Here is a 25,037-nt window from a genome sequence, read left to right as displayed (position 1 = left end):
AGGAAGAAGTCGGTCTGTAAGAATGGTTACTTGTTTAACTGCAGGAGATCGTTGAGTGTATCTATGAATTGAAACCGTATTGTTTTGGTAAAAAGCGTGATCAATAGGCTAAGTTATTCGCTATTACCTGGCACAACAGGAACATGCAATAAGGTTTAATGAAGGAAAAGACCTAGCAGAGTAAGGGCAAGGTTTTGAGAGAGAGGAAACCAGGTGCTGTTAGCGCACCTGGTTAGGTTGATAGCGTGGCTGTGCAACAGAGCCTTGCATATCCTCTTGTTCGATAGTTAAGCCTTCACGGCGGCTTGGGCCTTGGAATCGAACTTTGTAAGTATCGTACTCTTTAATCGATTCGAAACAATAACGACCAAGGGCATTTTCAAGTTCTGCTAAGTTGTGATTAGTGATTAAGATACAGTTTTTCTTATTCACTAAGCGCTGTCTGAGTAAGTTCCCAAACCAGCTCTGTGCGTTTTTCTTAAGTGCAGACTCGTTGACACAGACCTCATCTAAAATAAGTAAATCTACGTCTAAAAGCTCTTGGTTAATTTCTCTGAAACGCTGACTAGCATTATCGGTAGCAGAGAAATCAAAAGAAAAGTTGCGCATTTCGAGCAGAGTCGAAAGCTGACGGTATAGCACAGAGATCTCATATTGCTCGATAAGTTGATGAGCAATAGCACCCGCAATATGAGATTTACCACGACCATAATCGCCATAGAAAATCATCATATGAGAGCCACTTTGGCGCCACGCTGGATCATCATGAGCAGCAATAAACGACTGTGCGATAGAAACAGCTTCTATGACATCGTCACTGTCTTCCACTAAGTTAGCAAACGTCCACTTTGGATTTAGGTCAGAACGGCCATGGATAGCTTCTACACGCGCTTTCTTACTGCGCTGCTGTAGTTGTGATACTTCCTCGTTAGCTTTCGCTTCATACTGCTTGCGCAGCGTTTTGTAGTCGATGTACTCACCATTGGGATCGACATCTTTTTTAAGCGCTTTGGCAAGATTAGCAATTTTGTCAGTTATACGATCCATAATGAATTAACTCTTCTTTGTTGCGGCATACTTTTCCACCAGCTTTCTAGCATTATCATCTGCTTCTATGCCGGCTGCAACTTTCACTTGTTGCGTTCCCACCACCTTTGTTGGTGCGTAGCCTGAAGCGAGACGCTTGCGCTTGATATTGTTGGCAAACTTTTGTGTCCATTGGAATTCGCTAAACACTGAACTTGGTCTTCCTAACCAATAGGCAATGAATTCACCCACTTCATTGTCATCAAATGTTTTGTCGATAATACCAAGTAGCGAGGCCATTTCTTCAAACAACGCCTTATTGGGCGTCCAATTAGCGGTCATGGCGCTATGACGGGCATGTAGTTGGTCGAAGTCCGATTGTGGCTCGCTTAGAAGCGGAAGAAGTAGGGTTTTCCCGTTGATTGTGTGCTCAAGATCAAGTTCAAGGGGCAGGGCAACCAAACCCACTTGTTCAAGCTGCTTCACCAAGCTATTGATTTGACGACCGCGTTGGTAAGGTTCGTCTTTGCTGTCGCCGTTTAGCAAGTTCAATAATTGCTTATAATCAATAGGTGCTGACGATGTCGTTGCCGCATTTGCACCTGTTCGAAGCCCAAGTAAATAAAGTACCCGGCAATCGTTAGAAAGGGGAGATTGCAACGCCGCTAGTTCAGCTTGGGTAAGATTGCTGTTCATAGTGCAATGTCCACATTGATGGTGTTGTTAAGCATTGGCCAGCTTTTCTTCAAACCATTCTACTGCAGCTTCTTCAGGAATAGGATGTTCAAGCACATCGATGTAAAGGGCATCAGTGATTAATGTACCACCAGCGTTTTTTATGTGCTTCTCCATTTCTTTCGCGCCGAAACAAAAGGTGTCGTAACTGGTGTCACCTAGACCAATAACATAAGCGTTTACTGCGCTTAAATCCGCGCCTTCTAGTTGTTTGGCAAATGGTTGTATATTATCAGGAAGTTCGCCTGCTCCATGGGTAGACGTGCACACGATCCACGTTGACTCTGTTTTTATTTCGTCCAGATTAGGTTCAGCGTGAATAGTGTGGGTGTGCCCGCTCGCATCAAGCTTTTCCGCAATGGCATCTGCCACGTATTCTGCGGCGCCTAACATGGTGCCAACGATGATTTCAAAATGCTTGCTCATTATTGGGTTGCTTCTCTATTTTCGATTATCGTCTTAACGTAAGTAAGTTTTATCCGTTAGGTTATTCACCTTCTTACTTATCACTTTGTTTATTACGCTACTTGCCGATACAGAACGATGAAAAAATCTTGCCAAGGAGATCGTCGGATGTGAACTCACCCGTTATCTCACATAGTGCCTGGTGAGCCAAGCGCAATTCTTCAGCGAGTAATTCACCGGCCATGGCGTCATGTAGCTGCTGTTCACCAGTGCTTACATAGCTGTAGGCTTGATCGAGTGCATCTATGTGTCGTCTTCGCGCAATAAACTGACCTTCGGTGGTCGTATCAAAGCCCATTGTTTTTGCCAGATGTGCTTTTAGCGTATCGACACCGCTACCTTCTTTGGCAGATAAGTTGATAACCGAGATATCGCCTTGTTCGGTAGCAACCGTGCTTTGTCCGATATCTAAGGTACTCAAGTCCGCTTTATTGCGAACTACGGTAACGGGAATGCCTTGTGGCAAGCGCGCCATAAATTCTGGCCAAATTTCATAAGGGTTGATAACTGATGTTGCGGTAGAGTCTACAACGAATAATACGTGGTCAGCTTCATTGATAGCTTGCCACGCACGTTCAATGCCTATTTGCTCTACTTTATCTGGGCTTTCACGAAGACCTGCAGTATCGATAATATGCACCGGCATACCATCAATGTGAATGTGCTCTTTTAGTACATCGCGGGTAGTACCGGCGATATCAGTAACAATAGCGCTATCCCGTCCTGCTAGGGCGTTTAATAAGCTCGATTTACCGGCGTTAGGGCGCCCCGCTATAACCACCTGCATACCTTCGCGCAACAAGGTTCCTTGTTTAGCCTGCTCGCGCACTTTGGTTAAGCTTTGCATGATTGCGCTTAAGTCACCCGATACTTTACCGTCAGATAAAAAATCAATTTCTTCTTCAGGGAAATCAATAGCCGCCTCTACGTACATACGAAGGTGTACGATTTGGTCAGACAACGTTTGAATTTGTGTGGAAAACTCACCCTGTAGCGAGCGCAGTGCACTTTTGGCTGCCTGTTTAGAGCTTGCATCAATTAAGTCGGCAATCGCCTCTGCCTGCGCAAGGTCTAATTTATCATTCAAAAAGGCCTGTTCACTGAATTCACCGGGGTTGGCAAGCCGGGCATGGCCCGTCGCAAGCACGGCATCAATCAGCATGTCCATCACTACTTGGCCTCCATGGCCCTGTAACTCAAGCACATCCTCTCCGGTAAAAGAGTTTGGCCCTTTAAAAAACAGTGCTATGCCCTGGTCTATTACGCTGTTGTTAGCATCAACAAACGGCGTGTAGGTCGCAAGACGTGGTGTTAGTGCGCTTGGTACTAACGCCTCTGCGATGGCTTTAGCCTTAGGACCTGAAACACGCACAATACCTACGCCGCCACGGCCGGGCGCTGTCGCTTGTGCAGTAATAGTGTCGGTAGAAAGGGTGAGTGATTCCATAATTAGTCGCGGAAGTTCTTAAATTGGAAAGGTTGGCCTAAGTTCGACTCTTTAACCAGCGAAATCACTTGCTGCAAATCATCACGCTTTTTACCTGTTACGCGAAGTTCTTCGCCTTGAATAGCCGTTTGCACTTTGATTTTGGCGTCTTTCACCAGCTTCACAATCTTCTTCGCCATCGGCTGCTCAATACCTTCTTTAAAGGTAATGGTCTGACGGTAAGTTCTACCGTGTGCATCGTAGGGTTTAACATCCATAGATGAAGTGTCTACGTTACGTTTAGACATCGCCGTTCTAAACATGCTTTCCATTTGCTGAAGTTGGAATTCAGCTTCAGCTTTCATGACCACGGTTTTATCTTTGTACTCAAAGCTCGCGTCAATGCCGCGAAAATCGAAACGCGTAGATAGCTCACGGCTTGCGTTCTCGGTGGCGTTACGAACTTCTTCCATGTTGATTTCTGAAACAATATCAAATGATGGCACAGGTTAATCCTCTATCTTTTAAGACAAAACAGCCCGCATAGGCGGGCTGTATAATTAATTGATCAGCGTGTTATTTACTGCTGATGCCCCGCTTCTCCATGGAAGCATAAATCATTTTGGCTTGAACCAAGGTAATCACGTTACTGACTAGCCAGTATAGTACCAGACCTGCAGGGAACCACAGGAAGAACACACTCATTGCTACCGGCATCCACTGCATGATTTTTTGCTGCATTGGATCAGTAATGGTGGTTGGCTGAAGTTTTTGCAATAGATACATACTCGCGCCTGTTAGAATAGGCAGTACAAAGTATGGGTCTTTTGTAGAAAGATCTGTGATCCAGAGCACAAAGTCTGCATGGCGTAGTTCAACACTTTCCATCAGTACCCAATAAAGGGCTAGGAAGATAGGCATTTGCAGAAGAAGGGGTAAACAGCCGCCCATCGGGTTTACTTTTTCTTTGCGGTATAGCTCCATCATGGCTTGCGACATTTTCTGTCTGTCATCGCCAAAGCGGTCTTTAAGCTGCTGCATTTTAGGCGCTAAGTTACGCATACGCGCCATTGACTCATATTGCTTCTTGGTTAACCAGTACATTGCGCCTTTCACTACAATAGTGATAAGGATAATTGCCACACCCCAGTTATTAACTAGGCTATGAAGGAATGTAAGAAGGGCGAATAGCGGCTGTGAAATCCAGAAAAGAATACCGTAATCCACTGTTAGGTCTAGGCCGCGCGCAATCTTCGCTAGGCTTTCTTGATCTTTAGGACCCATATAAAGGGTAGACGCAAGGGTTTTGGTTTCACCAGGCGCTACGCTTTCAGACGGTTGCAACACACCAATTACCGCATACTGATTTTTTAAGTTACGCGAGTAAAGGGTATTGGTTTGCTCCTGTGAAGGTACCCATGCCGATACAAAATAGTGCTCTAGCATGCCTACCCAACCCGCTTTTGTGGTCTCACGCAGGTTGTCATCTTCAATCTCGTCAAACGAATATTTCTGATAGCGGTCGTCTTCGGTAGAAAAAGCGGCACCGCGATAGGTTGGCATAAACATGTTGCCGTCGTCTTCAAATTCCATTACTTGCTTAAGCTGTGCATACGGTTGAACCGTTGCTGCGCTACCGGTACCATTTTCAACGCTATAGCTTACGTTTACGTCATAGTGACCTTTTGTGAAAGTGAAGGTTTTGGTAACTGACAAGCCTTGGTTGTTTTTCCATGTAAGAGGAATAACAAGGGTGTCGCCCGTCATTTCATAATAGTCACTTTGCGCATTATACACCGGGCGGCCACTGCTGCTTGCATCAGGCCCTTGAGCACCGATTAGGCCACTTTGCGCTACATAAAGACCGTTGCCAGAGCGAAGTAGGCTGTAAGGAATATCCGAACCTTGCTCTACCGGAAACTTAAGTAAGTCTGCTGATACTACATCGCCGCCTAGCAAATCGATGCGTAAATCAAGCGTATCGGTTTTTACTTCAATAATGCGGTTTGAACTTTGCGCCGCTGCGATAGGTTGTGCAGCAGGAACGCTATCACTACTAGGTACATCTTCGCTGCCATTTTCATCAAATGACGGTACGCCTTGTGATGTCTCTTGCGTTTGTTGTTGCTCAACAGGCACAACTGGCTGCGGCCCATAATCTTTTTGCCATGATTGCCAAAGCAAAAAGCTAACTAGCGCAAGGCCAATTATCAGAAAACTACGTTGCGATTCCATAGAGGTCTCTTTATTTTGAGTGTTTATCTTGTTGTTTTTCCGGCACTGGATCATATCCGCCGGCATGCAAAGGGTGGCATTTTAATATGCGTTTAATAGATAACCAACCGCCTTTTACTAATCCGTGTGTTTTTAATGCATCTATAGCATACCAAGAACAAGAAGGATGAAAACGACATCGTTGCCCTAATATAGGAGAAATGAACCATTGATAAAATTTTATCAAGGCCAAAGGCACAGCAATTAAGAGTTGCCGCAACGCTTGTTTAATTTTTTCCATAGCTTGTCCAATGTAGCGAAAACTTCTTGGTTGCTAAGGTTGTCAGCGCCTGACTTGCCAATAACGATAATATCAACATTGGGTAAGTTGTGCTGCTTATGCCGAAAACTTTCTCTGACTAATCGTTTTAATCGATTTCTATCGTGCGCTTTACGAATACGTTTTTTAGCGAGCGTAATACCCAAACGAGGATTAGAAAGTGTATTTTTTCTAGCTAGAACAGTAAAAGAGGGGGATACAGCAGGGGTTGCGTCATCAAACACATAGGTAAAGTGGGTGGGAGTTAACAGACGTAACTCCCTTGAAAAATTATTCTCACCCACTTTTGGCGTCTTTCTAATTAAGCAGAAAGACGAGCGCGGCCTTTTGCACGGCGAGCTGCTAGTACTTTACGACCATTTTTAGTCGCCATACGAGCACGAAAACCGTGAGAACGCTTGCGCTTTAGATTGCTCGGTTGAAATGTTCTTTTCATGACCAAAGTCTCACTTATATTTAGTTAAACATAGGCGTTTTTGGTAACACATTATACTGTTGCCAGAACAATGTGGTGTTTTCACCAGAAAAGCCCATCGAAAAAGGACGCTGAATTCTAGAGATCTCGGGGCCTGCTGTCAATGGATATTCTTGCTTTTCGGACGAATAAGTGAACAATTTATGCTGTTTTTTGAACGATAACATTGTTTTTTACACAATTTAGTTGTGAATAACGCATAAATTTGACTCAGGTTATCCACAGCGGATTGTGAAAAACATGATGTTAGATATAAATTGCAAGGTGATCTAGCGGTTTTCTTAGTGAAATTTAGAATGATTTTTTCTTCTTATAGTTATATTTGATCTAAAGGTTAATGTCTTTAAATTCAATAGTTTAATATTTTGATCAGAAAGATCGATCGGGATCACCATTTACATTGTGTTGATAACGTAAGATAATCCACAGCGATTAAAACGAAAACTTAAATTTCTCGCTGCTACTCTACACCTCCAACGCTATTTTCTTCTAATGGCGCGCTTCAGTGCCTGCTATTCTATGCTTGGCTTTCAAAAGAGGGTGGTTTTTAGCGAGTTACGGGAGCTAACAACGTACCATGTCCTTGTGGAACCAATGTCTTGAAAGACTGCGTCAAGAACTACCTACGCAGCAATTTAGTATGTGGATACGACCGCTTGTTTGTGAAGAGCAGGACGGTGTTGTAGAGCTATACGCTCCTAATCGTTTTGTGCTTGATTGGGTAAGAGACAAGTACCTGAATAATATTACTGCTCTGCTAAGGGAATTTGCTGGAGCCGATGCACCTCAGTTGCGTTTAGAGGTAATGAGTCGCAATAGCGTAAACCGTTCTCAGCCGGCTACGGGTAATGCTGCTGGTTCAGTACATAGTTCAAACGGTGATAGCTACACCAATAGTTCTACTACTGTAAATTCTCCGAATCACGGACATAATTCAAATTATAGCGCGCCACAATTTACTAACCGCAACGACGAGAGCCAGGTTCAGCATTCATCGTATCAGCGTCAGCCCACCATACCTCAAAATAGTAATGTGGCTAGCGGTAGCGATCACTTTAATTATAAAGATCAAAATAAAGATCTTGGTGCTTATTCACAGCAAGCCGATCAGAATAATACTGCTGCAAGAAATGTAGATCCTAATGGTCAGAATCGTTACGGAAATCATGCGCCACGATCGTCAACGCCGCCAAAGGTGATCCCGATCCCTGAAGCGATGAAACATAAGAGCAATATTAATCCGACGTATCAGTTCGATAATTTCGTCGAAGGTAAATCTAACCAACTAGCACGCGCGGCGGCGACTCAAGTTGCGAATAATCCTGGCGGTTCTTATAACCCGTTGTTTATCTATGGTGGAACAGGTTTAGGTAAAACTCACTTATTGCATGCGGTAGGCAATGGTATTGTGGCAAACAATGGCGATGCCAAAATTGTTTATATGCATTCCGAGCGCTTTGTGCAAGATATGGTTAAGGCGCTTCAAAATAATGCGATAGAAGATTTTAAACGTTTCTATCGAAGCGTCGATGCGCTACTTATCGATGATATCCAATTTTTTGCAAACAAAGAGCGTTCGCAGGAAGAGTTTTTCCATACGTTCAACGCGCTTTTAGAAGGTAACCAGCAAATTATCTTAACCTCTGATAGATACCCCAAAGAGATTGACGGGGTAGAGGATAGATTGAAGTCGCGTTTTGGCTGGGGCTTAACAATTGCTATTGAGCCACCTGAGCTTGAAACCCGAGTTGCAATCTTGATGCGTAAAGCAGCTGAAAACCGCATACATTTACCGAATGAGGTAGCGTTCTTTATCGCTAAGCGTTTACGCTCGAATGTACGTGAACTAGAGGGCGCTTTGAATCGAGTTATAGCAAATGCTAACTTTACTGGCCGTCCTATCACCATTGATTTTGTGCGCGAGGCGCTGCGCGATTTATTGGCACTTCAAGAAAAGTTGGTTACTGTTGATAATATTCAGAAAACTGTCGCCGATTATTATAAAATAAAAGTAGCTGATATTTTGTCTAAACGCCGTAGTCGTAGCGTAGCACGTCCTCGCCAAGTAGCGATGGCGCTGGCTAAAGAGCTAACTAATCACAGTTTGCCTGAACTAGGTAATGCGTTTGGTGGCCGAGACCATACTACCGTTTTGCATGCGTGTAGAAAAATAGAGCAGCTAAGAGAAGAAAGTCATGATATAAAAGAGGACTATAAGAACCTCATTAGGACTTTGTCTTCCTAACAACACGACTTTAGAGGCGAGATAGCACTGCGATGAAATTTTCTATAAGCCGCGAACAATTTTTACAACCCCTACAATTAGTGTCAGGTGCTGTTGAGCGTCGACACACATTGCCAATTCTTTCAAATGTTCTCATTAAAGTTAGTGAGGACGCACTTTGGCTTACTGGTACAGATTTAGAGGTCGAGCTAATATCTAGTGTAAAACTAGAGGGCGAGTTTACCGAAGGTGAAATTACTGTTCCCGCTAAAAAACTCTTCGATATTATTCGCGGCATTTCTGAAGGAACAGATATTCATTTTTCGTTAGACGGAAGTAAAGCGCTCATTCGCGCTGGTAGAGGTCGTTATACACTTTCAACGTTATCTGCTAACGATTATCCTAATCTTGAGGATTGGGAAGGTGAGGTTGAGTTTGAATTATCTTGCAGTGACTTAAAACGCCTTATCGACGCAACTAGTTTCTCTATGGCGCAACAAGATGTGCGCTACTATCTAAACGGTATGTCGCTAGAAACGGAAGAGAATATCATTCGTACCGTTGCCACTGACGGTCACCGTTTAGCACTTTGCCGTTTGAACTATGAAACTGCGTTACCGTCTCGCCAAGTGATTATTCCTCGAAAAGGGGTATTAGAAATTTCTCGTCTTATTAGCGAAGATGACAAATCGCTAAAAGTGCAAATTGGCGCCAATCATTTACGTATATTTTCAAACGATTTTATTTTTACTTCAAAACTAGTGGATGGTAGGTTCCCAGACTATCGCCGTGTTTTACCCCAAAATGGCGACAAAGAAATTATTGCGAGTAAAGCTGTATTAAAAGAAGCATTTTCACGTGCGGCCATTCTATCTAACGAAAAGTTTAGAGGTGTACGATTAAACTTGTCTTCTGGTGAGCTTAAGATAACGGCTAACAATCCAGAGCAGGAAGAAGCAGAAGAAATTGTTGATGTTCAATATCAAGGTGACGATTTAGAAATTGGCTTTAACGTTGCCTATCTTATAGATGTATTGAATGCCTTAGGCTCCGATGGCGTAAAAGTAAGTCTGTCTGATTCAAATGCGAGTGCACTCATCGAGGATGATGCAGATGATGCCGCTTTGTACGTAATCATGCCAATGCGACTATAGCTTCCTCTATAAAAGCATTTGTACCCTTTTCTTATAACGACTTTATTTTGTTATCTACATATACAATTCAAGAAGCGATAAGTTTAGTTATTTATCGCTTCTTTTTTATCTTTAGTGTGGCCTCATGAAACTGGACCGCGTCCAGATTACTCAGTTTCGTAATCTTACCTCCGTAACGTTTTCTCCTTCACCATCCTTAACGATAATAAAAGGTGCGAATGGCAGTGGGAAATCATCACTAATTGAAGCGCTTTACTATCTAGGTTTTGGTCGTTCTTTTAGAACGAATAAACACGGCTCAGTAATTCAGAGTGGGAAAGACAGCTTTAGCGTTTTTGCTTCCTGTAAATCTGAGGCAGGTGAAATGCTGAAGCTAGGCTTTCAAAGAAGTAGAAACGAAACATTTACCTGTAGTATTGACGGCGAACACTCAAATAAATTGTCTGATTTAGTTAGTTTAGTTCCCATTCAACTTTTCACACCTCAAAGTACAGACCTCATCATAGGCTCGCCATCTGAACGTCGGCGTTTTTGTGATTGGGGGTTGTTTCACGTGGAACATCAATTTCAGTCTATTGCTAATCAGTATGGTAAGTTTCTTAAACACAGAAATGCACTACTTAAACAGCAAGCAAACTTGTCCGCACCACAAAACCAGTACTGGGAAACACAGTTCGCTGAGCTTGGCGAGACTTTAACTCTAACGCGCCAAGAATATGTCGATAGACTTACACCAATTTTTAAACAGTATGCAGAGGAATTTCTTCCAAACTTTGACGTTGAATTAAGTTACTATAAAGGGTGGGAAAAAGATGTCGCTTTATCAGAAAGCTTAGTTAAAAAACGCGAGTATGATGGTAAAATAGGATATACCTCTTCTGGGCCTCACAAAGCTGATTTAAGGCTTAAAGTGAATGGTGTTAACGCCCAGGAGCTTTTATCGAGAGGACAGCTTAGAATGGCTGTGGCTGCACTACAAATGTCACAGACAAAGCTATTCAATTCGGCAACGCAGCGGAAAAGTATATTTCTACTTGACGATGTAGGTGCTGAGTTAGACGCAGATAAAAGAGAACAATTTATTGATGGGTTGCTCGAAATGGACACGCAGGTTTTCGTTACTGCAATAGAGTCCACGCAACTCGCATTTATACAAAAATACAACGAAAAGAAAATGTTTCACGTGGAACATGGAAACGTGAAAGAGGAGTAAAAGCTAGTATGTCAGAAGAGAACAACTACGACTCGTCCAGTATTAAAGTACTTAAAGGATTAGATGCCGTAAGAAAGCGTCCTGGTATGTATATCGGTGATACTGATGATGGTACCGGATTACACCACATGGTTTTCGAGGTGGTCGATAACTCTATCGATGAAGCACTGGCGGGACATTGTTCTGAAATAACTGTGCAAATCCATAGTGATGGATCAGTCTCTGTGTCTGACGATGGACGAGGTATCCCTACAGAATTGCACCCAGAAGAGGGTGTGTCTGCAGCTGAAGTTATTATGACGGTGCTTCACGCAGGCGGTAAATTCGATGACAACTCATATAAAGTTTCCGGCGGTCTTCACGGCGTTGGTGTATCGGTAGTAAATGCACTTTCTAGTCGACTGAAGCTGCGCATTCGTCGCGCTGGTAAAGCTCATGAGCAAGAATACCAACATGGTGTTCCACAAGCACCTCTTGCAGTTACTGGCGATACAGACAAAACAGGAACAATGATTCGTTTCTGGCCAAGTTCTGATACGTTCACAGATACACTGTACCATTACGATATTCTTGCTAAGCGCCTTCGCGAACTTTCATTCCTAAACTCTGGCGTTTCAATTCGTTTGAAAGACGAACGCGACGGTAAAGAAGACCACTTCATGTACGAAGGTGGTATTCAAGCTTTCGTCGAATATTTGAATGAAAAGAAAACACCAGTACATCAAAAAGTATTTCATTTCGCGAGCGAGCAAGAAGATGGCATTGCTGTAGAAGTTGCAATGCAGTGGAACGATAGCTTCCAAGAAAACGTATTCTGTTTTACCAACAATATTCCACAGCGAGATGGCGGTACTCACTTAGCAGGTTTCCGTGGAGCTTTGACGCGTACACTGAACAATTATATGGAAAAGGAAGGCCTGAATAAAAAGGCTAAAACCAATGCCAGTGGTGATGATGCTCGTGAAGGTCTTACGGCTGTAATTTCAGTAAAAGTACCCGACCCAAAATTTAGTTCACAGACAAAAGACAAACTTGTATCTTCTGAAGTTCGTCCTGCAGTTGAATCTGCGATGAATGAAAAACTTGCTGATTTCTTATTAGAAAACCCAGCTGAAAGTAAGATTATTGCGGGTAAAATCATTGATGCTGCGAGAGCGCGTGAAGCAGCCCGTAAAGCTCGCGAAATGACACGCCGTAAGGGCGCGCTAGATTTAGCCGGTCTGCCAGGTAAGCTTGCTGATTGTCAGGAAAAAGATCCTGCACTAAGCGAACTATACATAGTGGAGGGTGACTCGGCGGGCGGTTCAGCCAAGCAGGGTCGTAATCGTAAGAACCAAGCTATTTTGCCGCTTAAAGGTAAGATCCTTAACGTTGAGAAAGCACGCTTTGACAAGATGCTTTCTTCACAAGAAGTTGCAACGCTTATAACGGCACTAGGCTGTGGTATTGGCCGTGACGAATATGACCCAGAAAAGTTGCGCTATCACAGCATTATTATCATGACCGATGCTGATGTGGATGGCTCTCACATTCGTACGCTTTTACTGACTTTCTTCTACCGTCAGATGCCAGAAATCATTGAGCGTGGTTATGTTTATATTGCGCAGCCGCCGCTTTATAAAGTGAAAAAAGGTAAGCAAGAGCAGTATCTAAAAGACGACGATGCTTTGACTAATTACCTCACAGGCATCGCAATTGATGGTGCTTCATTGCACACTAGCGATGACGACCCAGGCATCAGTGGTGTGGGGCTAGAAAACCTTGTTAAGCAGTACCAATCGGTAGAGAAGATGATTGCACGTATGAAGCGCAAAATGCCTTCAGCGATTCTTTACCGCATGCTGTACACACCTACGCTTAACCTTGAAGATCTGAAAGATGAATCAGCTCTAGAGCACGTAGCGAAACACTTCGTAGAGCAGCTTACAGAGCGCGAAAACGATGGAGCTACATACCGCTATGAAATCCGCACTGATGCTGAGCTGAGCGAATACTACATCACGATCATTATGCGTATGCACGGTATCGATTATGAGTACATTATCGATCACGAATTCATCGAGTCGTCTGAGTACCAGCGCCTGAAAGAACTTAACTTAGCTATTAATGACATGATGGGTGTAGACGCTTACATTAAGCGTGGTGAACGTAAACAGCCAGTAGAGTCTTTCAAGGACGCTTTAGAGTGGTTAATGAATGAAGCGAAACGTGGTCAATACATTCAGCGCTATAAAGGGCTAGGCGAAATGAACCCGGAGCAGCTTTGGGAAACGACCATGGACCCTGAAAGCCGTCGTATGCTTCAAGTTACTATTGAGGATGCCATTGGTTGTGATCAGCTGTTCACTACATTGATGGGTGACCAAGTTGAGCCTCGTAGAGAGTTTATCGAAGCTAATGCGCTTAAAGTAGAAAACTTGGACGTGTAGTAGATAAAATCTGCTGAAAAAAAAGCGACCACATGGTCGCTTTTTTTATGTATAAAGAACGAGAAAATTCGCTAAAAAGACAGTAACGTTATAGCGTGTTTACCGCAGTGAATTAAATGATTAATGATATATGTAAAAAAAATGCCGCTTCAATGCGGCATTCGTTTTAAACTTTGGTCACTACCAATGCGACTTCTCCCGCACTTGCAGCTGTTGCTGTAAAGCGATAGGTTCCTGTTGAAGAAGGCGTGAATTGCAAGTTCTCTGAGCCCTGCTCACAAACTAAATAAACGGTAGAGCCTAGCATCACAGGCTGGCCTTTATATTTGCCTCCACAGCTCTGTGAGGGCGTCCATTTTGCATCAGATAGTCTGAAGTCGTAAGGTTGTCCGTCGGCAATCAGTTCAACATCTACTGCCCAACCTGAATCTGACCTTTTGAACTTATAGCTTGCATCGGCTTCCCACCAATTAAACACGCCTCTTAAAAACATGTTTTCAAATTGAATACGTGGCACGTCCGGTGCTATTTCTGGGATCTTAAAGCTTCCACTGCTTGAGCATGCTGACAGGGCTATGCACATAGAAGCAATAGTTAGTAACTTATTCACAGTTTCTCCCTTTATAAAAAAGCCCAACGTAAGGGTTGGGCTTTCATTTATTGCAGCATTAGACTGCATTAACGTTAACTAGCCTTATGACTTCGCAAGGATTGAAATATCTGCGGTAGTAAGGAAAAGTTGCCTTAAAAGCGACAGTAAAGCAAGTCGGTTATTCTTAACTGCTTCGTCATCTGCCATAACCATTACGTTATCGAAGAAGTTATCGATTACATTACGCAGCGTAGCAAGTGCCGACAGAATGCGTGTGTAATCATGCGAAGGTAGCGCGCTATCCACTTCTTTTTGTGCGGCTTTTAAGTCAGCGTAAAGCGCTTTTTCAGCGTCTTCCACTAGTAACGATTCATCTATATTCGCCGAGTTAGTCACATCTACTTTTTGCTTAGCAAGAATATTGGCTACGCGTTTATTAGCGGCGGCTAACGCCTCTGCCTCTTCTAATGCCTTGAATTTATCTACCGCATGGACACGAGCTAGATAATCAGAAGGCTTAGTAGGGCGACGGGCTGCTACGGCCTGAATAACGTCAATGGCGATAGCTTGATCTTGTAGGAGGGCATTGAAGCGACCTAATACAAAATCAACAACCTGCGTTTGTGTTTCAGCATTTGTTAACTTATCGCCATATACCTCAATAGCTTTGCTCACAAGTGTTTCAAGGTCTAAAGGCAGCGATAGCTCGGTAACGATACGCAAAACACCAATGGCTGCACGACGAAGCGCAAATGGATCTTTATCACCTTTTGGCAGCTGGCCAATACCGAATATACCAACCAGTGTATCAAGTTTGTCAGCAAGGGCTACTGATGCGCTTACGCCAGAACTAGGAAGGGCGTCACCAGCAAAACGCGGCATGTACTGCTCATATAAAGCTTCCGCTACAGGTGCATCTTCACCGTCGTTTAGCGCATAGTATTTACCCATAACACCTTGAACGTCTGGAAACTCCATAACCATGTTCGACATTAAGTCGGTTTTAGCTAGAAGTCCTGCGCGTGCTGATTGTGTTTCATTTGCGTCAATTTGCGAAGCGATAAATGCCGATAGGGCTGATATACGTTCAGACTTTTCTTTAAGCGTACCAAGCTGCTTTTGGAATAACACGGTTTCTAAGCTTTCAAGGCGGCTTTCTAACGTTGTCTTTTTATCGCTATTAAAGAAGAACTCTGCATCGGCAAGGCGAGGGCGTATAACCTTCTCATTACCAGAGATAACTTGAGATGCGTCATGGCTTTCGATATTCGTTACAAACAAGAAGGTATTAGAAAGTGCGCCATCACTATCAAGCAGCGGCACATACTTCTGGTCGTCCTTCATTGTGTAGATAAGCGCTTCTTTCGGGACTTCTAAGAAACCCTTATCGAATCCTGCTTGCAGCACAACAGGCCACTCTACTAGGGAAGCAATTTCCTCAAGCAGTTCTTCATCGTAATCTGGCTTAAGCGATAGGTTTTTAGCTGCGTCTTCTAATTGCTGACGTACTTTATCTTTACGCGCCTCAAAATCTGCCAGCACATATTGTTGCTCTAGTGCAGAGGCGTAGTTGTCAGCATGATCAAGCTCAAAGCGACCTTCGCCGTGGAATCGGTGACCTTGAACAATGCGGCCGCTGGTTAGACCCAATACTGAAACATTGACCACTTCGCTTCCATAAAGCACACAAAGGGTGTGCACAGGGCGAATAAACTGAGTGTTGTAGTTACCCCAGCGCATAGGCTTTGGAATAGGTAACTTACTTACTGCTTGATTAATCAAACCTTCTAACAACTCGGCAATAGTTTGACCAGGCACATGTGCTTTATGAAGAAGCCATTCACCTTTATCTGTAACCAAGCGCTCTGCGTCAGAAACGTCGATACCGTTACCGCGTGCCCAACCTTGTGCTGCCTTGGTTGGGTTGCCATCAGCGTCAAACGCCGCAGATACTGCTGGGCCGCGTTTCTCTACCACTTTGTCAGCCTGACCTTCAGCAAGACCTGAAACGTAAACCGCTAAGCGGCGAGGGGCAGCAAACCAGCTAACTGAGTCAAAGCTTAAGTCAGCTTGGGTAAGCGCCGCTTCAAATTGCGTGGCGAAGGCTTCGCCCAAAGATTTAAGCGCTTTTGGTGGTAACTCTTCAGTACCTAATTCAACTAAACAATTTTCTGTACGCACGCTTATGCCTCCTTGTTACATAGCGGGAAGCCTAGTGCTTCACGTGCTTGGTAATAGCTCTCTGCACACGCTTTAGCCAGCGTTCGCACACGAAGAATATAGCGTTGGCGCTCTGTCACTGAAATAGCGTGACGTGCATCAAGTAAGTTAAATGCGTGAGACGCCTTCATTACCTGCTCATAAGCGGGTAGTGGAAGGTTATTCTCAATTAGCTTTTTACTTTCGGCTTCACACTCGTCGAAAGTTCTAAACAGGGCTTCTACGTTGGCGTGTTCGAAGTTATACGTAGATTGTTCTACTTCGTTTTGATGGAATACATCACCATAGGTGACTTTACCCATTGGGCCGTCAGTCCATACCAGGTCATAGATACTATCTACACCTTGAACGTACATAGCTAGTCGCTCTAAGCCGTAGGTGATTTCACCAGTAACAGGCTTACATTCAAGGCCGCCTACCTGTTGGAAGTAGGTGAACTGAGTCACTTCCATACCGTTAAGCCATACTTCCCAACCTAGACCCCACGCACCAAGCGTTGGTGATTCCCAGTTGTCTTCTACGAAGCGAATGTCATGAACCAGCGGATCAAAGCCCAACTCTTTCAAAGACCCCAAGTACAATTCCTGAATATTGTCAGGTGAAGGCTTAAGCATTACTTGGAACTGATAGTAATGCTGTAAGCGGTTTGGGTTCTCACCGTAACGACCATCGGTGGGTCTACGGCATGGTTGAACATAGGCGCTACTCATTGGCTCTGGACCTAAAGAACGTAGGAATGTCATAGGGTGAAAAGTACCTGCACCCACTTCCATATCCAGAGGCTGAATAATAACGCAGCCCTGACGCGCCCAATAATCTTGAAGCGCAAGGATCAACCCTTGAAAGGTTTTAATATCGTATTTTTGCATACATCCGCTGCTTATTAGTTAACTGACTTAAAATTGAGGTGGGATAGTATACAATTTGTGAGGCATAGTATGTAGGTGTAAAGGGTGAAAAAACGTCACGAATAAAGGCAATATGCTACTTCACAACAAGGATTTAATCTTAAGCCATGACCAGTCAATTAAAAACAGCACAAAACACGCCATTACACCGTTGCGGTTGGGTGAGCAATGACCCTATTTATCTGGCTTATCATGACAACGAATGGGGCGTACCTGAACTAGATAGCCGAGCGTTGTTTGCCAAGTTATGCCTAGATGGTCAGCAAGCAGGCTTGTCTTGGTTAACTATCCTTAAAAAACAGCAGAATTTTGAGCGGGCATTTCACCAGTTTGATCCTGAGAAAATCGCGACAATGGGCCCTGCTGATGTTGAAAGATTAATGCAGGATAGCGGTATAATCAGAAATAAGCTCAAAATAGAGTCTGTTATTAAGAATGCTAAAGGGTATCTGGCCATAGAAGAAACACAGCCATTTAGCGAGTTTATTTGGCAATTCACAGGCGGACGTACTGTGATAAATGCTTGGGATAACTTTAAGCAGGCACCTACCTCTACGGACGCTTCGAAAGCGATGTCAAAAGCATTAAAAAAGCATGGGTTTAACTTTGTTGGTGAAACGATTTGCTACGCTTTCATGCAGGCAGTGGGAATGGTTAACGATCACGAAGTAGGGTGCCACTGTTATCAGCGTACCTGTGACTTAGCGATAAAGTGATATGGCAAGGGACACAACATTGAATATAGAAATTAATCCATAAAAAACAAAAAAGACCGAGCACCTAATGATGTTCGGTCTTTTTTTATATATGCCTGACGCTAAAGCTTTTGTTTTTACGCAGTCTTATTGAGCGTTTATCAAAGTTTCACAGTAGGCTTTAAGCGGTGGTAATTCATCCAATACCTTAGACTCGTATTCAGACTCAATTTGCTCTCGTGCGATATCCTGTTTTCTTCGCTCATTTTTGGGAAGTTGTTGTCTTGCCTCTAAAATCGCAAAGCCACTGACTTCGGTGAAAAGTGCGTGAACTTGCGGGTACTGCGCTTTAAAGTCAGGTGGCGACTTAATAGGAAGTGCATTAAGCAAGTTAACAATGCGAATAACACCTTCTGATAAATCACATTGCTGTTGCTCCATTGCTTTAGCAATCACTATGATGCTATCAGTGATAGTAGCAATACGAGATTGTCTTGCGGCTTCCTGTCGCGCTTTCTGCTGCTTTAGCATAAACAGCAGTTTACCTGCGTAAAAGCCAAGCCCAACAATGATGAGTAGCGCAATGCCTGAAAGTACTGCCCAAAGCATAACGTTTTCCTGTTTCTATTAATGCTTAAAGTCGTCGATGTTAATAGCGTCTAAATCGTTAAACGGATCCATATCGTCATCCTCATCATCGTCTTCCACTATACCTAACAGGTCACAAAGGATGCGATGGCGCGCCATTTTTTCATCTACGTATGCTTGTTGCTCGCGAGTAAGCGGCTTGTCATCATCAAGCTTATCAAGTAAATCTGTTAAGCGTTGGTCTGCTTCTAAGGCTGCTAACTCTTGGGCTGGAGTAGCGTACTTTTTCTTTTGAGCCGGGGTTGGTGTTACCGTTTTCACAAGCTGAACAGGCTTCTTACTGCCGTGACGAGGATCTTTGTTCTCAGCACTCTTTTTGCCAGTTACTTTTTTCTGTTCAACATTGTGACGACTACCTGCAGGCTTACCCTTGTGCTTTTTAGGGCGAGGCGAATCTGATTTACGGTTTTCGCTAGGTTTAAAGTCAGGGTCTTTACGAACGCCGATTTGACCGACTTTACGAGATTTCTTTGAACGTGCCATAATTTCCAAATAACAAAGAGAGTGAAAAAAACAGCGCTATTATAGCGCGAATTAGTGCCTACGTATTGATCTTTGGGTGTGTGGTTAAAAATCAATATGCCATAAAGGTAGTGATAGATAATCTATTTCAGCGCTTCTTCATTAGCACAACGTCATTTGCTGGGAATTTAACGTCATAGCCGTCTCTTTGTGCTAAATACTCAAAGGTTTTTTCGCTGAAGAAGCTTACATGTGTGATGTCGTTTTTATAATGCCAATTTGCAAAGCGAGCCTTATCGAGCACGCGCTTTGTCATGATGGCAAGAACTCCACCTGGCGCAACTAGTTTGTTAAACAGTGCCCATTCCACGTGCGGTGTGTGGAAGTGTTCGATAGCTTCAGTACAGGTTATAATGTCGTAACTTCTCTCTAGTACCTTTAAGGTCGGGGCATAGAAGGGGTCGTATGTACACATATTCACTCCTTCTTCTGACAGCATGCTTGCTAGAACAGGTGCTGGACCGCAGCCAAAGTCTAGTCCAGAAAGCTCTCCTGCGTTAGTTGCTTTTATAAAAGGTGAAAGCGGGGTTAAAACCTTTCCTAAAAACTTTCGATATCCTTCATCTTCGAAACTGTTTTCGTGAAGATCATATTCCTGTTTTTCGGCTTCTTTTGACGGCAGAAACGCAGTAGAAACATAAACAAGGTCGCACTGACTACACTGAAGGTAATTTCTTTTTTTATCAGTGTGATAGTGAGACGATGTATTAGCGCTTTGACATAAAGGACAAGACATAAAAGGCGGAAATTTATAAAGGGACTAAAAAAGAAAAAGGTGATGGTTTTCACCATCACCTTACATTGTTTGAGTGTCAGATGACACCTCTCCCGTTATACACATCTATGTGTAGCTGGCTTCCCTAGCTGTGCTCCCCTTATTTTTATTGTTAGCAGAGCTGTATTGTTGTTTTTGGCCCTCGTGGCTCTTTATCCCGTCTTCCATGCTGCATTTTTATTATTATTCTTGTTATTTAGTTTGTAGATTTTCAAAGGTACCTACAAACTACGCCGTTAGATTACACGAATAATTTAAAAATACAACTTTTATGGTAACAAAATTTTAACAACAATGTGTATAAACGGTAAGGCCTAGTGTAAGCCTGCGATATAGTTAGATAAAATTTCGATATCTTCATCGGTTAATTTCATCGCAATATCGCGCATCATGCCATTCATGTCATTGTGACGTTGACCAGAACGGAAAGCTTTTAGCTGAGATGCAGTGTAAGTTGCATGCTGTCCGCTGATGTCAGGAAAGCCCGCGAGTGCCATACCGTTACCTTTAGGTCCGTGGCATGCGATACATGCGGTTACGCCACGTGACTCGTCACCACCTTGATAAAGTGCACGTCCAGCTTCTACATATTGCTCTGGCGTTTCTCCCGCTTTAGGTTCTTGGCTTGAGAAGTACGCAGCAAGGTCTTTCATGTCTTGCTCTGATAGGGGAGCAGCCATGCCGTTCATCACAGCATTGTTACGACCTTCCTCACCACCTGTTTGAGAGGCAAGTTTAAACTCGGTTAATTGCTTAACAATGTACTTCTCATGCTGGCCAGCAAGTTTCGGGTTCATGTCAATCATGCTGTTGCCATCAGGGCCATGACAGGCTGCACATACTGCAGACTTCGCTTTACCTGCCTCGGCGTCGCCTTCTGCCATAGCAGTTGCGCTTAAACCTAAAGACATACATACCAACAAACACAGTTTTTTCATAATAAATCTCTTAAATGGATCCAACGGCTCGCGTGATATACGTGATATCATGCGTATTTTACACATTTAACGCGTCAGAAAAACCTATTCCATGATAAAACTATGGTTTTTAGCTGGTTTATTCATTAAAAAACTGTAAACCGAAGGTTGAGACGCATGTGGAGGTAAGTCTAGATGTCGTATTACACCAAAGCAAAATTCTTTACGAGTGCACCTGACATTCGTCATTTAAAGAATGACAGCGGAATTGAAGTTGCGTTTGCGGGTCGCTCGAATGCGGGTAAGTCGAGTGCACTTAATACATTAACTCGCCAAAGGAACCTGGCGAGAACCAGTAAAACACCAGGTCGTACTCAATTAATCAATGTATTTGAATTAGAAGAAGACTTGCGCCTTGTAGATTTGCCGGGATACGGGTTTGCAAAAGTCCCGGTTGCGATGAAAAAGAAGTGGCAGGCATCACTAGGTGAATACCTTCAAAAGCGTAAGTCGCTAAAAGGTTTAGTGGTTCTAATGGACATCCGCCATCCTTTCAAGGATTTAGACCAAGATCTTATTCACTGGGCAGTGGCGTCAGATATTCCAGTGCTCGCGCTTCTTACGAAAGCGGACAAACTCAAAAGCGGAAAGCGTAAAGCACAACTATTAATGGCCCGTGAAGCAGCAATGGCATTTATGGGCGATGTAACGGTGCAAACCTTTTCCTCATTAAATAAACACGGTTTACCAGAGCTTGAGCGTATTTTGGATTCATGGTTCGGGCTGGGCAAATCAGTTGATGAAGATACATCCGATAGTGAAGCCGAATAACGTTTCACTTGTATTGACTTAGTGTATTAGTGGGAAAGCTTGATGCGCCAAAAAAAGAACGCCCCGCATAGAGCGAGGCGTAAACTGAGAGAAAACACATAAAAACCGTAGATATAGAGTAGCGGTAATCAAAGAAGTTCAGGAAAAATAGAAAGAAAAATCACTAAAATTGATATGTGTCTGATATTTAAAGGTTATTTATTTTCTGCAGACATAAAAAAACCCCGACAAAACTGTCGGGGTTAAAGCAAAGGTTTGAAAACAGCTTTCTCACCTCTGTACCCTACATGTGTAATATTACAACAAAGCACAGAAAAGGCAAGGGCGTTATGTAATTAAATTACCAAATTTAATGAAATTATACGGCCTTTGAATGTGAAAACTGTAATCTAATTACCAAACTAATGAGCTTCATCCCAGTTTTCGCCCACTCCAGCCTCAACAACCAGTGGTACATTAAGCGTAGCTGCGCTTTCCATAAGTGAAGTAATAGTCGAGACATAGGTCTCTACCTTGTCTTCTTTTATTTCGAAAACCAGCTCATCATGCACTTGCATCATCATGGTTACATCGTCGGATGCATTTTTTCTGATCCAGTCGTCAACTTTAATCATAGCCATCTTAATAATGTCTGCCGCCGTACCTTGCATTGGCGCATTGATTGCTGCGCGTTCTGCACCTTTTCGGCGTGCGCCATTGCTGGCTTTAATATCAGGCAGGTATAGCCTGCGACCAAATACAGTTTCTACATAACCCTTTTCCTTTGCACTCTCACGAGTAGAGTCCATATATTCAAGCACACCAGGGTAGCGCTCAAAGTAAAGGTCCATGTATTTTTGGGCTTCGTTACGTGGAATATTAAGTTGCTTAGACAGTCCAAACGCACTCATACCATAAATTAGGCCGAAGTTAATCGCTTTCGCGCTGCGTCGCTGCTCGGTTGTTACCTTATCAAGTGGTACGCCGAATACTTCAGATGCCGTTGCTTTATGAATATCTTTGCCATGAGCAAAGGCATCGAGTAGGCCTTTATCACCAGAAAGGTGGGCCATGATACGCAGCTCAATTTGAGAGTAGTCAGCTGCGACAAACTTATTTCCTTCCCTTGGAACAAAAGCCTGGCGTACGCGACGACCTTCTTCATTGCGAATAGGGATGTTCTGTAAGTTAGGATCGGTTGACGAGAGCCGTCCTGTCGCCGTTACCGCTTGATGATAAGACGTATGCACCCGACCTGTGCGATGATTGATCATCTTAGGAAGTTTGTCGGTGTAGGTATTCTTTAGCTTAGTTAAGCCGCGGTATTCCATGATCTTTTTAGGCAGCGGATACTCAAGTGCCAGTTCTTGAAGCACATCCTCAGAAGTAGAGGGCGCTCCTTTTGGCGTTTTCTTAATAATTGGCAGCGACATCTTTTCAAATAGAACATGCTGAAGCTGTTTTGTTGAGCCTAAGTTAAATGGCTCGCCCGCTTCCTCATGAACTTCACTTTCAAGTTCGGCAATACGACTAGCAAGATCTTGGCTTTGTTGACTAAGTCTCTGGCTGTCAATCAGCACGCCTTCTTGTTCCATGCGAGAAAGGACGCACGCAAGGGGAACTTCAACGTCTATCAACAAGTTTTTAAGTTCTGGAATATCTTTTAACTTAGTCCAAATAGCGTTATGTAAGCGACGCGTTATATCAGCATCTTCCGCTGCATAAGGGCCTGCTTCTTCTAGGTCAATTTGGTTAAAGGTAAGCTGTTTTGCACCTTTGCCAGCAATTTCTTCAAAGTGAATGGTTTTATGACCAAGATAAGCTAGAGCTAGCGAGTCCATATCGTGGCGCTGGGCGGTGCTGTTTAGTACATAGCTTTCAAGCATGGTGTCAAAGCCAATGCCATTTAAGGTTATGTCATAGTTCGCTAATACATTTTTATCGTACTTAATATGCTGGCCTACTTTGATAATCTTGTATGATTCCAAAATAGGTTTTAATGCGTTTAATACGAACTCTCGTGATAGCTGTGCCGGCGCATCGGGGTAATCATGGGCTACAGGTACGTAAGCTGCTTCACCTTCTTCTATACAAAATGAAACGCCAACTAATTCGGCATCCATGTAGTTAAGGCTAGTAGTTTCGGTATCAAAGGCAATTAGCTCAGCTTTTTCAAGCTTAGCGACCCAAGCGTTAAATCGCGCTTCATCAAGTACGGTTTCGTATCTCGATTTGTCTATATCTACCGATGTACTTTGCTCACTTTCTTGTGCACTGCTGCTATCTTCACTGCTAGTCGTGTCGCTATTTGAGGTATCACCGCCCGCCACAAGCGCACTTACTTCTGTATGCCAGCGTTTAAATTCATACTCAGCAAATAGATCGCGAAGTTGTTCATTATCGGGTTGGCAAGGCATCAAGGCTTCAACATCATAGTCTAAGTCAAGATCGATGCTAATAGTGGCCAAGGTGTAAGAAAGGCGTGCTTGCTCCTCGTACTCCTGCATTTTAGCCGCCATTGATTTGCTACCCCTAAACGATAGATCGGCAATTTTATCCAGGTTCTTATAAATATCGTCGATACCGCCAATACCATTTAGTAAGGCTTGAGCACTTTTATCGCCTACACCAGGTACGCCGGGTATGTTATCTACTTTGTCGCCTTTTAGTGCTAGAAAGTCGATCACAAGCTCTGGTGGAATGCCAAACTTAGTATTTACGCCTTCAACGTCCATTACCTGATTGGTCATGGTGTTGATCAATGTGACATGTTTATTCACCAATTGCGCCATGTCTTTGTCACCAGTGCTGATAAGGGTATCAATGCCTTTTTCGGTGGCGTGCTTGGCTAGCGTCCCAATCACGTCATCTGCTTCTACACCTGACTCAACAATAACGGGCAAGCCCATTGCTTTAATGATGGCGTGCAACGGTTCGATTTGACTTCTTAGCTCATCCGGCATCGGAGGACGGTTAGCTTTATATTCTTTATAAATGTCGTCTCGAAACGTTTTTCCTTTAGCATCAAAAATCACTGCCATGTGGGTAGGGTTGTATTGCTTGATCAAGCTTTTAAGCATGTTCACAACACCATAAATGGCACCGGTATCTTGACCTTTTGAGTTCGTTAAAGGGGGTAACCCGTGAAAGGCACGAAAGAGATAGGACGATCCATCGACAAGAATAAATGGAGGCTTTTTAGAATCTGGCATAGCGGGCGATTTTCCAATATACAATATGAGCGCAAGG

23 protein-coding genes are annotated in these 25,037 nt (G+C 43.5%); 6 read left to right on the top strand and 17 right to left on the bottom strand.

Annotated features, from left to right (window positions below; translation table 11 throughout):
- Positions 1-219: 219 nt before the first annotated feature.
- The 9 genes from ACXAER_RS10155 to rpmH form a co-directional block, all read right to left on the bottom strand.
- Positions 220-1,047 carry an ATP-binding protein gene (locus tag ACXAER_RS10155; RefSeq protein WP_071960318.1) on the bottom strand — a complete coding sequence of 276 codons (828 nt, stop codon included), beginning with the start codon at positions 1,045-1,047 and terminating at the stop codon, positions 220-222.
- A gap of 6 nt (positions 1,048-1,053) precedes the next feature.
- The gene (locus tag ACXAER_RS10150) at positions 1,054-1,722 is read right to left on the bottom strand and encodes a DnaT-like ssDNA-binding domain-containing protein (protein WP_474828905.1); all 669 of its coding nucleotides are present in this window, start codon (positions 1,720-1,722) and stop codon (positions 1,054-1,056) included.
- A 27-nt stretch (positions 1,723-1,749) separates the two neighbouring features.
- The gene (gene mioC / locus ACXAER_RS10145; protein ID WP_474828903.1) at positions 1,750-2,187 is read right to left on the bottom strand and encodes an FMN-binding protein MioC; all 438 of its coding nucleotides are present in this window, start codon (positions 2,185-2,187) and stop codon (positions 1,750-1,752) included.
- Positions 2,188-2,284: 97 nt separating this feature from the next.
- Positions 2,285-3,673 carry a tRNA uridine-5-carboxymethylaminomethyl(34) synthesis GTPase MnmE gene (mnmE, locus tag ACXAER_RS10140; RefSeq protein ID WP_474828901.1) on the bottom strand — a complete coding sequence of 463 codons (1,389 nt, stop codon included), beginning with the start codon at positions 3,671-3,673 and terminating at the stop codon, positions 2,285-2,287.
- 2 nt (positions 3,674-3,675) lie between these two features.
- The gene (locus ACXAER_RS10135; RefSeq protein WP_014977844.1) at positions 3,676-4,158 is read right to left on the bottom strand and encodes a YajQ family cyclic di-GMP-binding protein; all 483 of its coding nucleotides are present in this window, start codon (positions 4,156-4,158) and stop codon (positions 3,676-3,678) included.
- 70 nt (positions 4,159-4,228) lie between these two features.
- Positions 4,229-5,887: a membrane protein insertase YidC gene (gene yidC, locus ACXAER_RS10130; protein WP_474828900.1), complete on the bottom strand. Its 1,659-nt coding sequence runs from the start codon at positions 5,885-5,887 to the stop codon at positions 4,229-4,231.
- A 10-nt stretch (positions 5,888-5,897) separates the two neighbouring features.
- Positions 5,898-6,146, bottom strand: coding sequence for a membrane protein insertion efficiency factor YidD (gene yidD, locus ACXAER_RS10125; protein ID WP_205422076.1), 249 nt, complete (start codon positions 6,144-6,146; stop codon positions 5,898-5,900).
- The gene (rnpA, locus tag ACXAER_RS10120) at positions 6,131-6,490 is read right to left on the bottom strand and encodes a ribonuclease P protein component (RefSeq protein ID WP_334059820.1); all 360 of its coding nucleotides are present in this window, start codon (positions 6,488-6,490) and stop codon (positions 6,131-6,133) included. Before rnpA ends, yidD begins: the two co-directional genes overlap by 16 nt.
- Before the next feature lie 17 nt (positions 6,491-6,507).
- A complete protein-coding gene (gene rpmH / locus ACXAER_RS10115) occupies positions 6,508-6,642 on the bottom strand; it encodes a 50S ribosomal protein L34 (protein ID WP_014290886.1) in 135 nt (44 codons plus the stop codon).
- Positions 6,643-7,258: 616 nt separating this feature from the next.
- On the opposite strand from rpmH, the gene dnaA reads away from it, so the two are divergent.
- The 4 genes from dnaA (at position 7,259) to gyrB (ending at position 13,701) form a co-directional block, all read left to right on the top strand.
- On the top strand, positions 7,259-8,926 hold the full coding sequence (gene dnaA, locus ACXAER_RS10110) for a chromosomal replication initiator protein DnaA (protein WP_474828898.1): 1,668 nt from the start codon (positions 7,259-7,261) through the stop codon (positions 8,924-8,926).
- Positions 8,927-8,958: 32 nt separating this feature from the next.
- Positions 8,959-10,059 (top strand): DNA polymerase III subunit beta, encoded by a 1,101-nt coding sequence (gene dnaN, locus ACXAER_RS10105; protein ID WP_118491027.1) that lies wholly within the window; start codon positions 8,959-8,961, stop codon positions 10,057-10,059.
- 124 nt (positions 10,060-10,183) lie between these two features.
- Positions 10,184-11,272, top strand: coding sequence for a DNA replication/repair protein RecF (recF, locus tag ACXAER_RS10100; protein ID WP_474828895.1), 1,089 nt, complete (start codon positions 10,184-10,186; stop codon positions 11,270-11,272).
- An 8-nt stretch (positions 11,273-11,280) separates the two neighbouring features.
- Positions 11,281-13,701 carry a DNA topoisomerase (ATP-hydrolyzing) subunit B gene (gene gyrB, locus ACXAER_RS10095; protein ID WP_474803310.1) on the top strand — a complete coding sequence of 807 codons (2,421 nt, stop codon included), beginning with the start codon at positions 11,281-11,283 and terminating at the stop codon, positions 13,699-13,701.
- 166 nt (positions 13,702-13,867) lie between these two features.
- On the opposite strand, the gene ACXAER_RS10090 is transcribed toward gyrB, so the two are convergent.
- From ACXAER_RS10090 to glyQ, 3 genes are all read right to left on the bottom strand, one after another.
- Positions 13,868-14,311, bottom strand: coding sequence for a hypothetical protein (locus ACXAER_RS10090; protein ID WP_474828892.1), 444 nt, complete (start codon positions 14,309-14,311; stop codon positions 13,868-13,870).
- An 84-nt stretch (positions 14,312-14,395) separates the two neighbouring features.
- Positions 14,396-16,474 (bottom strand): glycine--tRNA ligase subunit beta, encoded by a 2,079-nt coding sequence (glyS, locus tag ACXAER_RS10085; protein ID WP_474828890.1) that lies wholly within the window; start codon positions 16,472-16,474, stop codon positions 14,396-14,398.
- Positions 16,475-16,476: 2 nt separating this feature from the next.
- Positions 16,477-17,382, bottom strand: coding sequence for a glycine--tRNA ligase subunit alpha (gene glyQ, locus ACXAER_RS10080; RefSeq protein WP_014947716.1), 906 nt, complete (start codon positions 17,380-17,382; stop codon positions 16,477-16,479).
- A gap of 146 nt (positions 17,383-17,528) precedes the next feature.
- Here glyQ and ACXAER_RS10075 point away from each other — a divergent pair, with 146 nt between their 5' ends.
- On the top strand, positions 17,529-18,137 hold the full coding sequence (locus ACXAER_RS10075; RefSeq protein ID WP_474828888.1) for a DNA-3-methyladenine glycosylase I: 609 nt from the start codon (positions 17,529-17,531) through the stop codon (positions 18,135-18,137).
- 126 nt (positions 18,138-18,263) lie between these two features.
- Here the strand turns inward: ACXAER_RS10075 and ACXAER_RS10070 are convergent, their stop codons facing one another.
- From ACXAER_RS10070 to ACXAER_RS10055, 4 genes are all read right to left on the bottom strand, one after another.
- A complete protein-coding gene (locus ACXAER_RS10070) occupies positions 18,264-18,725 on the bottom strand; it encodes a DUF2489 domain-containing protein (RefSeq protein WP_474828886.1) in 462 nt (153 codons plus the stop codon).
- Positions 18,726-18,743: 18 nt separating this feature from the next.
- The gene (yihI, locus tag ACXAER_RS10065) at positions 18,744-19,247 is read right to left on the bottom strand and encodes a Der GTPase-activating protein YihI (protein WP_474828884.1); all 504 of its coding nucleotides are present in this window, start codon (positions 19,245-19,247) and stop codon (positions 18,744-18,746) included.
- A 127-nt stretch (positions 19,248-19,374) separates the two neighbouring features.
- Positions 19,375-20,022, bottom strand: a complete 648-nt coding sequence (locus ACXAER_RS10060) for a class I SAM-dependent methyltransferase (protein ID WP_474828882.1) — start codon at positions 20,020-20,022, stop codon at positions 19,375-19,377.
- Between the two features lie 353 nt (positions 20,023-20,375).
- Positions 20,376-20,999, bottom strand: coding sequence for a c-type cytochrome (locus ACXAER_RS10055; protein WP_179981871.1), 624 nt, complete (start codon positions 20,997-20,999; stop codon positions 20,376-20,378).
- A 174-nt stretch (positions 21,000-21,173) separates the two neighbouring features.
- Between ACXAER_RS10055 and yihA the strand changes: the two genes are divergently transcribed.
- Entirely contained in the window at positions 21,174-21,809 is a 636-nt protein-coding gene (yihA, locus tag ACXAER_RS10050) for a ribosome biogenesis GTP-binding protein YihA/YsxC (protein ID WP_474828879.1), read from the top strand.
- A gap of 401 nt (positions 21,810-22,210) precedes the next feature.
- Here yihA and polA read toward each other — a convergent pair whose 3' ends face one another.
- Positions 22,211-25,000 (bottom strand): DNA polymerase I, encoded by a 2,790-nt coding sequence (gene polA, locus ACXAER_RS10045; protein ID WP_474828877.1) that lies wholly within the window; start codon positions 24,998-25,000, stop codon positions 22,211-22,213.
- Between the last annotated feature and the right edge of the window lie 37 nt (positions 25,001-25,037).

The sequence above is a fragment of the Alteromonas sp. AWJ4_199 genome, assembly GCF_056159165.1.
This window is presented reverse-complemented; position numbering and strand designations above follow the sequence as displayed.

What these genes read in the sequence shown, in the direction of transcription:
- ACXAER_RS10155 (WP_071960318.1), bottom strand. Translation starts at nt 1,047, where the DNA reads ATGGATCGTATAACTGACAAAATTGCTAATCTTGCCAAAGCGCTTAAA.
- ACXAER_RS10150 (WP_474828905.1), bottom strand. Translation starts at nt 1,722, where the DNA reads ATGAACAGCAATCTTACCCAAGCTGAACTAGCGGCGTTGCAATCTCCC.
- mioC (WP_474828903.1), bottom strand. Translation starts at nt 2,187, where the DNA reads ATGAGCAAGCATTTTGAAATCATCGTTGGCACCATGTTAGGCGCCGCA.
- mnmE (WP_474828901.1), bottom strand. Translation starts at nt 3,673, where the DNA reads ATGGAATCACTCACCCTTTCTACCGACACTATTACTGCACAAGCGACA.
- yidC (WP_474828900.1), bottom strand. Translation starts at nt 5,887, where the DNA reads ATGGAATCGCAACGTAGTTTTCTGATAATTGGCCTTGCGCTAGTTAGC.
- rpmH (WP_014290886.1), bottom strand. Translation starts at nt 6,642, where the DNA reads ATGAAAAGAACATTTCAACCGAGCAATCTAAAGCGCAAGCGTTCTCAC.
- dnaA (WP_474828898.1), top strand. Translation starts at nt 7,259, where the DNA reads ATGTCCTTGTGGAACCAATGTCTTGAAAGACTGCGTCAAGAACTACCT.
- dnaN (WP_118491027.1), top strand. Translation starts at nt 8,959, where the DNA reads ATGAAATTTTCTATAAGCCGCGAACAATTTTTACAACCCCTACAATTA.
- recF (WP_474828895.1), top strand. Translation starts at nt 10,184, where the DNA reads ATGAAACTGGACCGCGTCCAGATTACTCAGTTTCGTAATCTTACCTCC.
- gyrB (WP_474803310.1), top strand. Translation starts at nt 11,281, where the DNA reads ATGTCAGAAGAGAACAACTACGACTCGTCCAGTATTAAAGTACTTAAA.
- glyQ (WP_014947716.1), bottom strand. Translation starts at nt 17,382, where the DNA reads ATGCAAAAATACGATATTAAAACCTTTCAAGGGTTGATCCTTGCGCTT.
- ACXAER_RS10075 (WP_474828888.1), top strand. Translation starts at nt 17,529, where the DNA reads ATGACCAGTCAATTAAAAACAGCACAAAACACGCCATTACACCGTTGC.
- ACXAER_RS10070 (WP_474828886.1), bottom strand. Translation starts at nt 18,725, where the DNA reads ATGCTTTGGGCAGTACTTTCAGGCATTGCGCTACTCATCATTGTTGGG.
- yihI (WP_474828884.1), bottom strand. Translation starts at nt 19,247, where the DNA reads ATGGCACGTTCAAAGAAATCTCGTAAAGTCGGTCAAATCGGCGTTCGT.
- ACXAER_RS10060 (WP_474828882.1), bottom strand. Translation starts at nt 20,022, where the DNA reads ATGTCTTGTCCTTTATGTCAAAGCGCTAATACATCGTCTCACTATCAC.
- ACXAER_RS10055 (WP_179981871.1), bottom strand. Translation starts at nt 20,999, where the DNA reads ATGAAAAAACTGTGTTTGTTGGTATGTATGTCTTTAGGTTTAAGCGCA.
- yihA (WP_474828879.1), top strand. Translation starts at nt 21,174, where the DNA reads ATGTCGTATTACACCAAAGCAAAATTCTTTACGAGTGCACCTGACATT.
- polA (WP_474828877.1), bottom strand. Translation starts at nt 25,000, where the DNA reads ATGCCAGATTCTAAAAAGCCTCCATTTATTCTTGTCGATGGATCGTCC.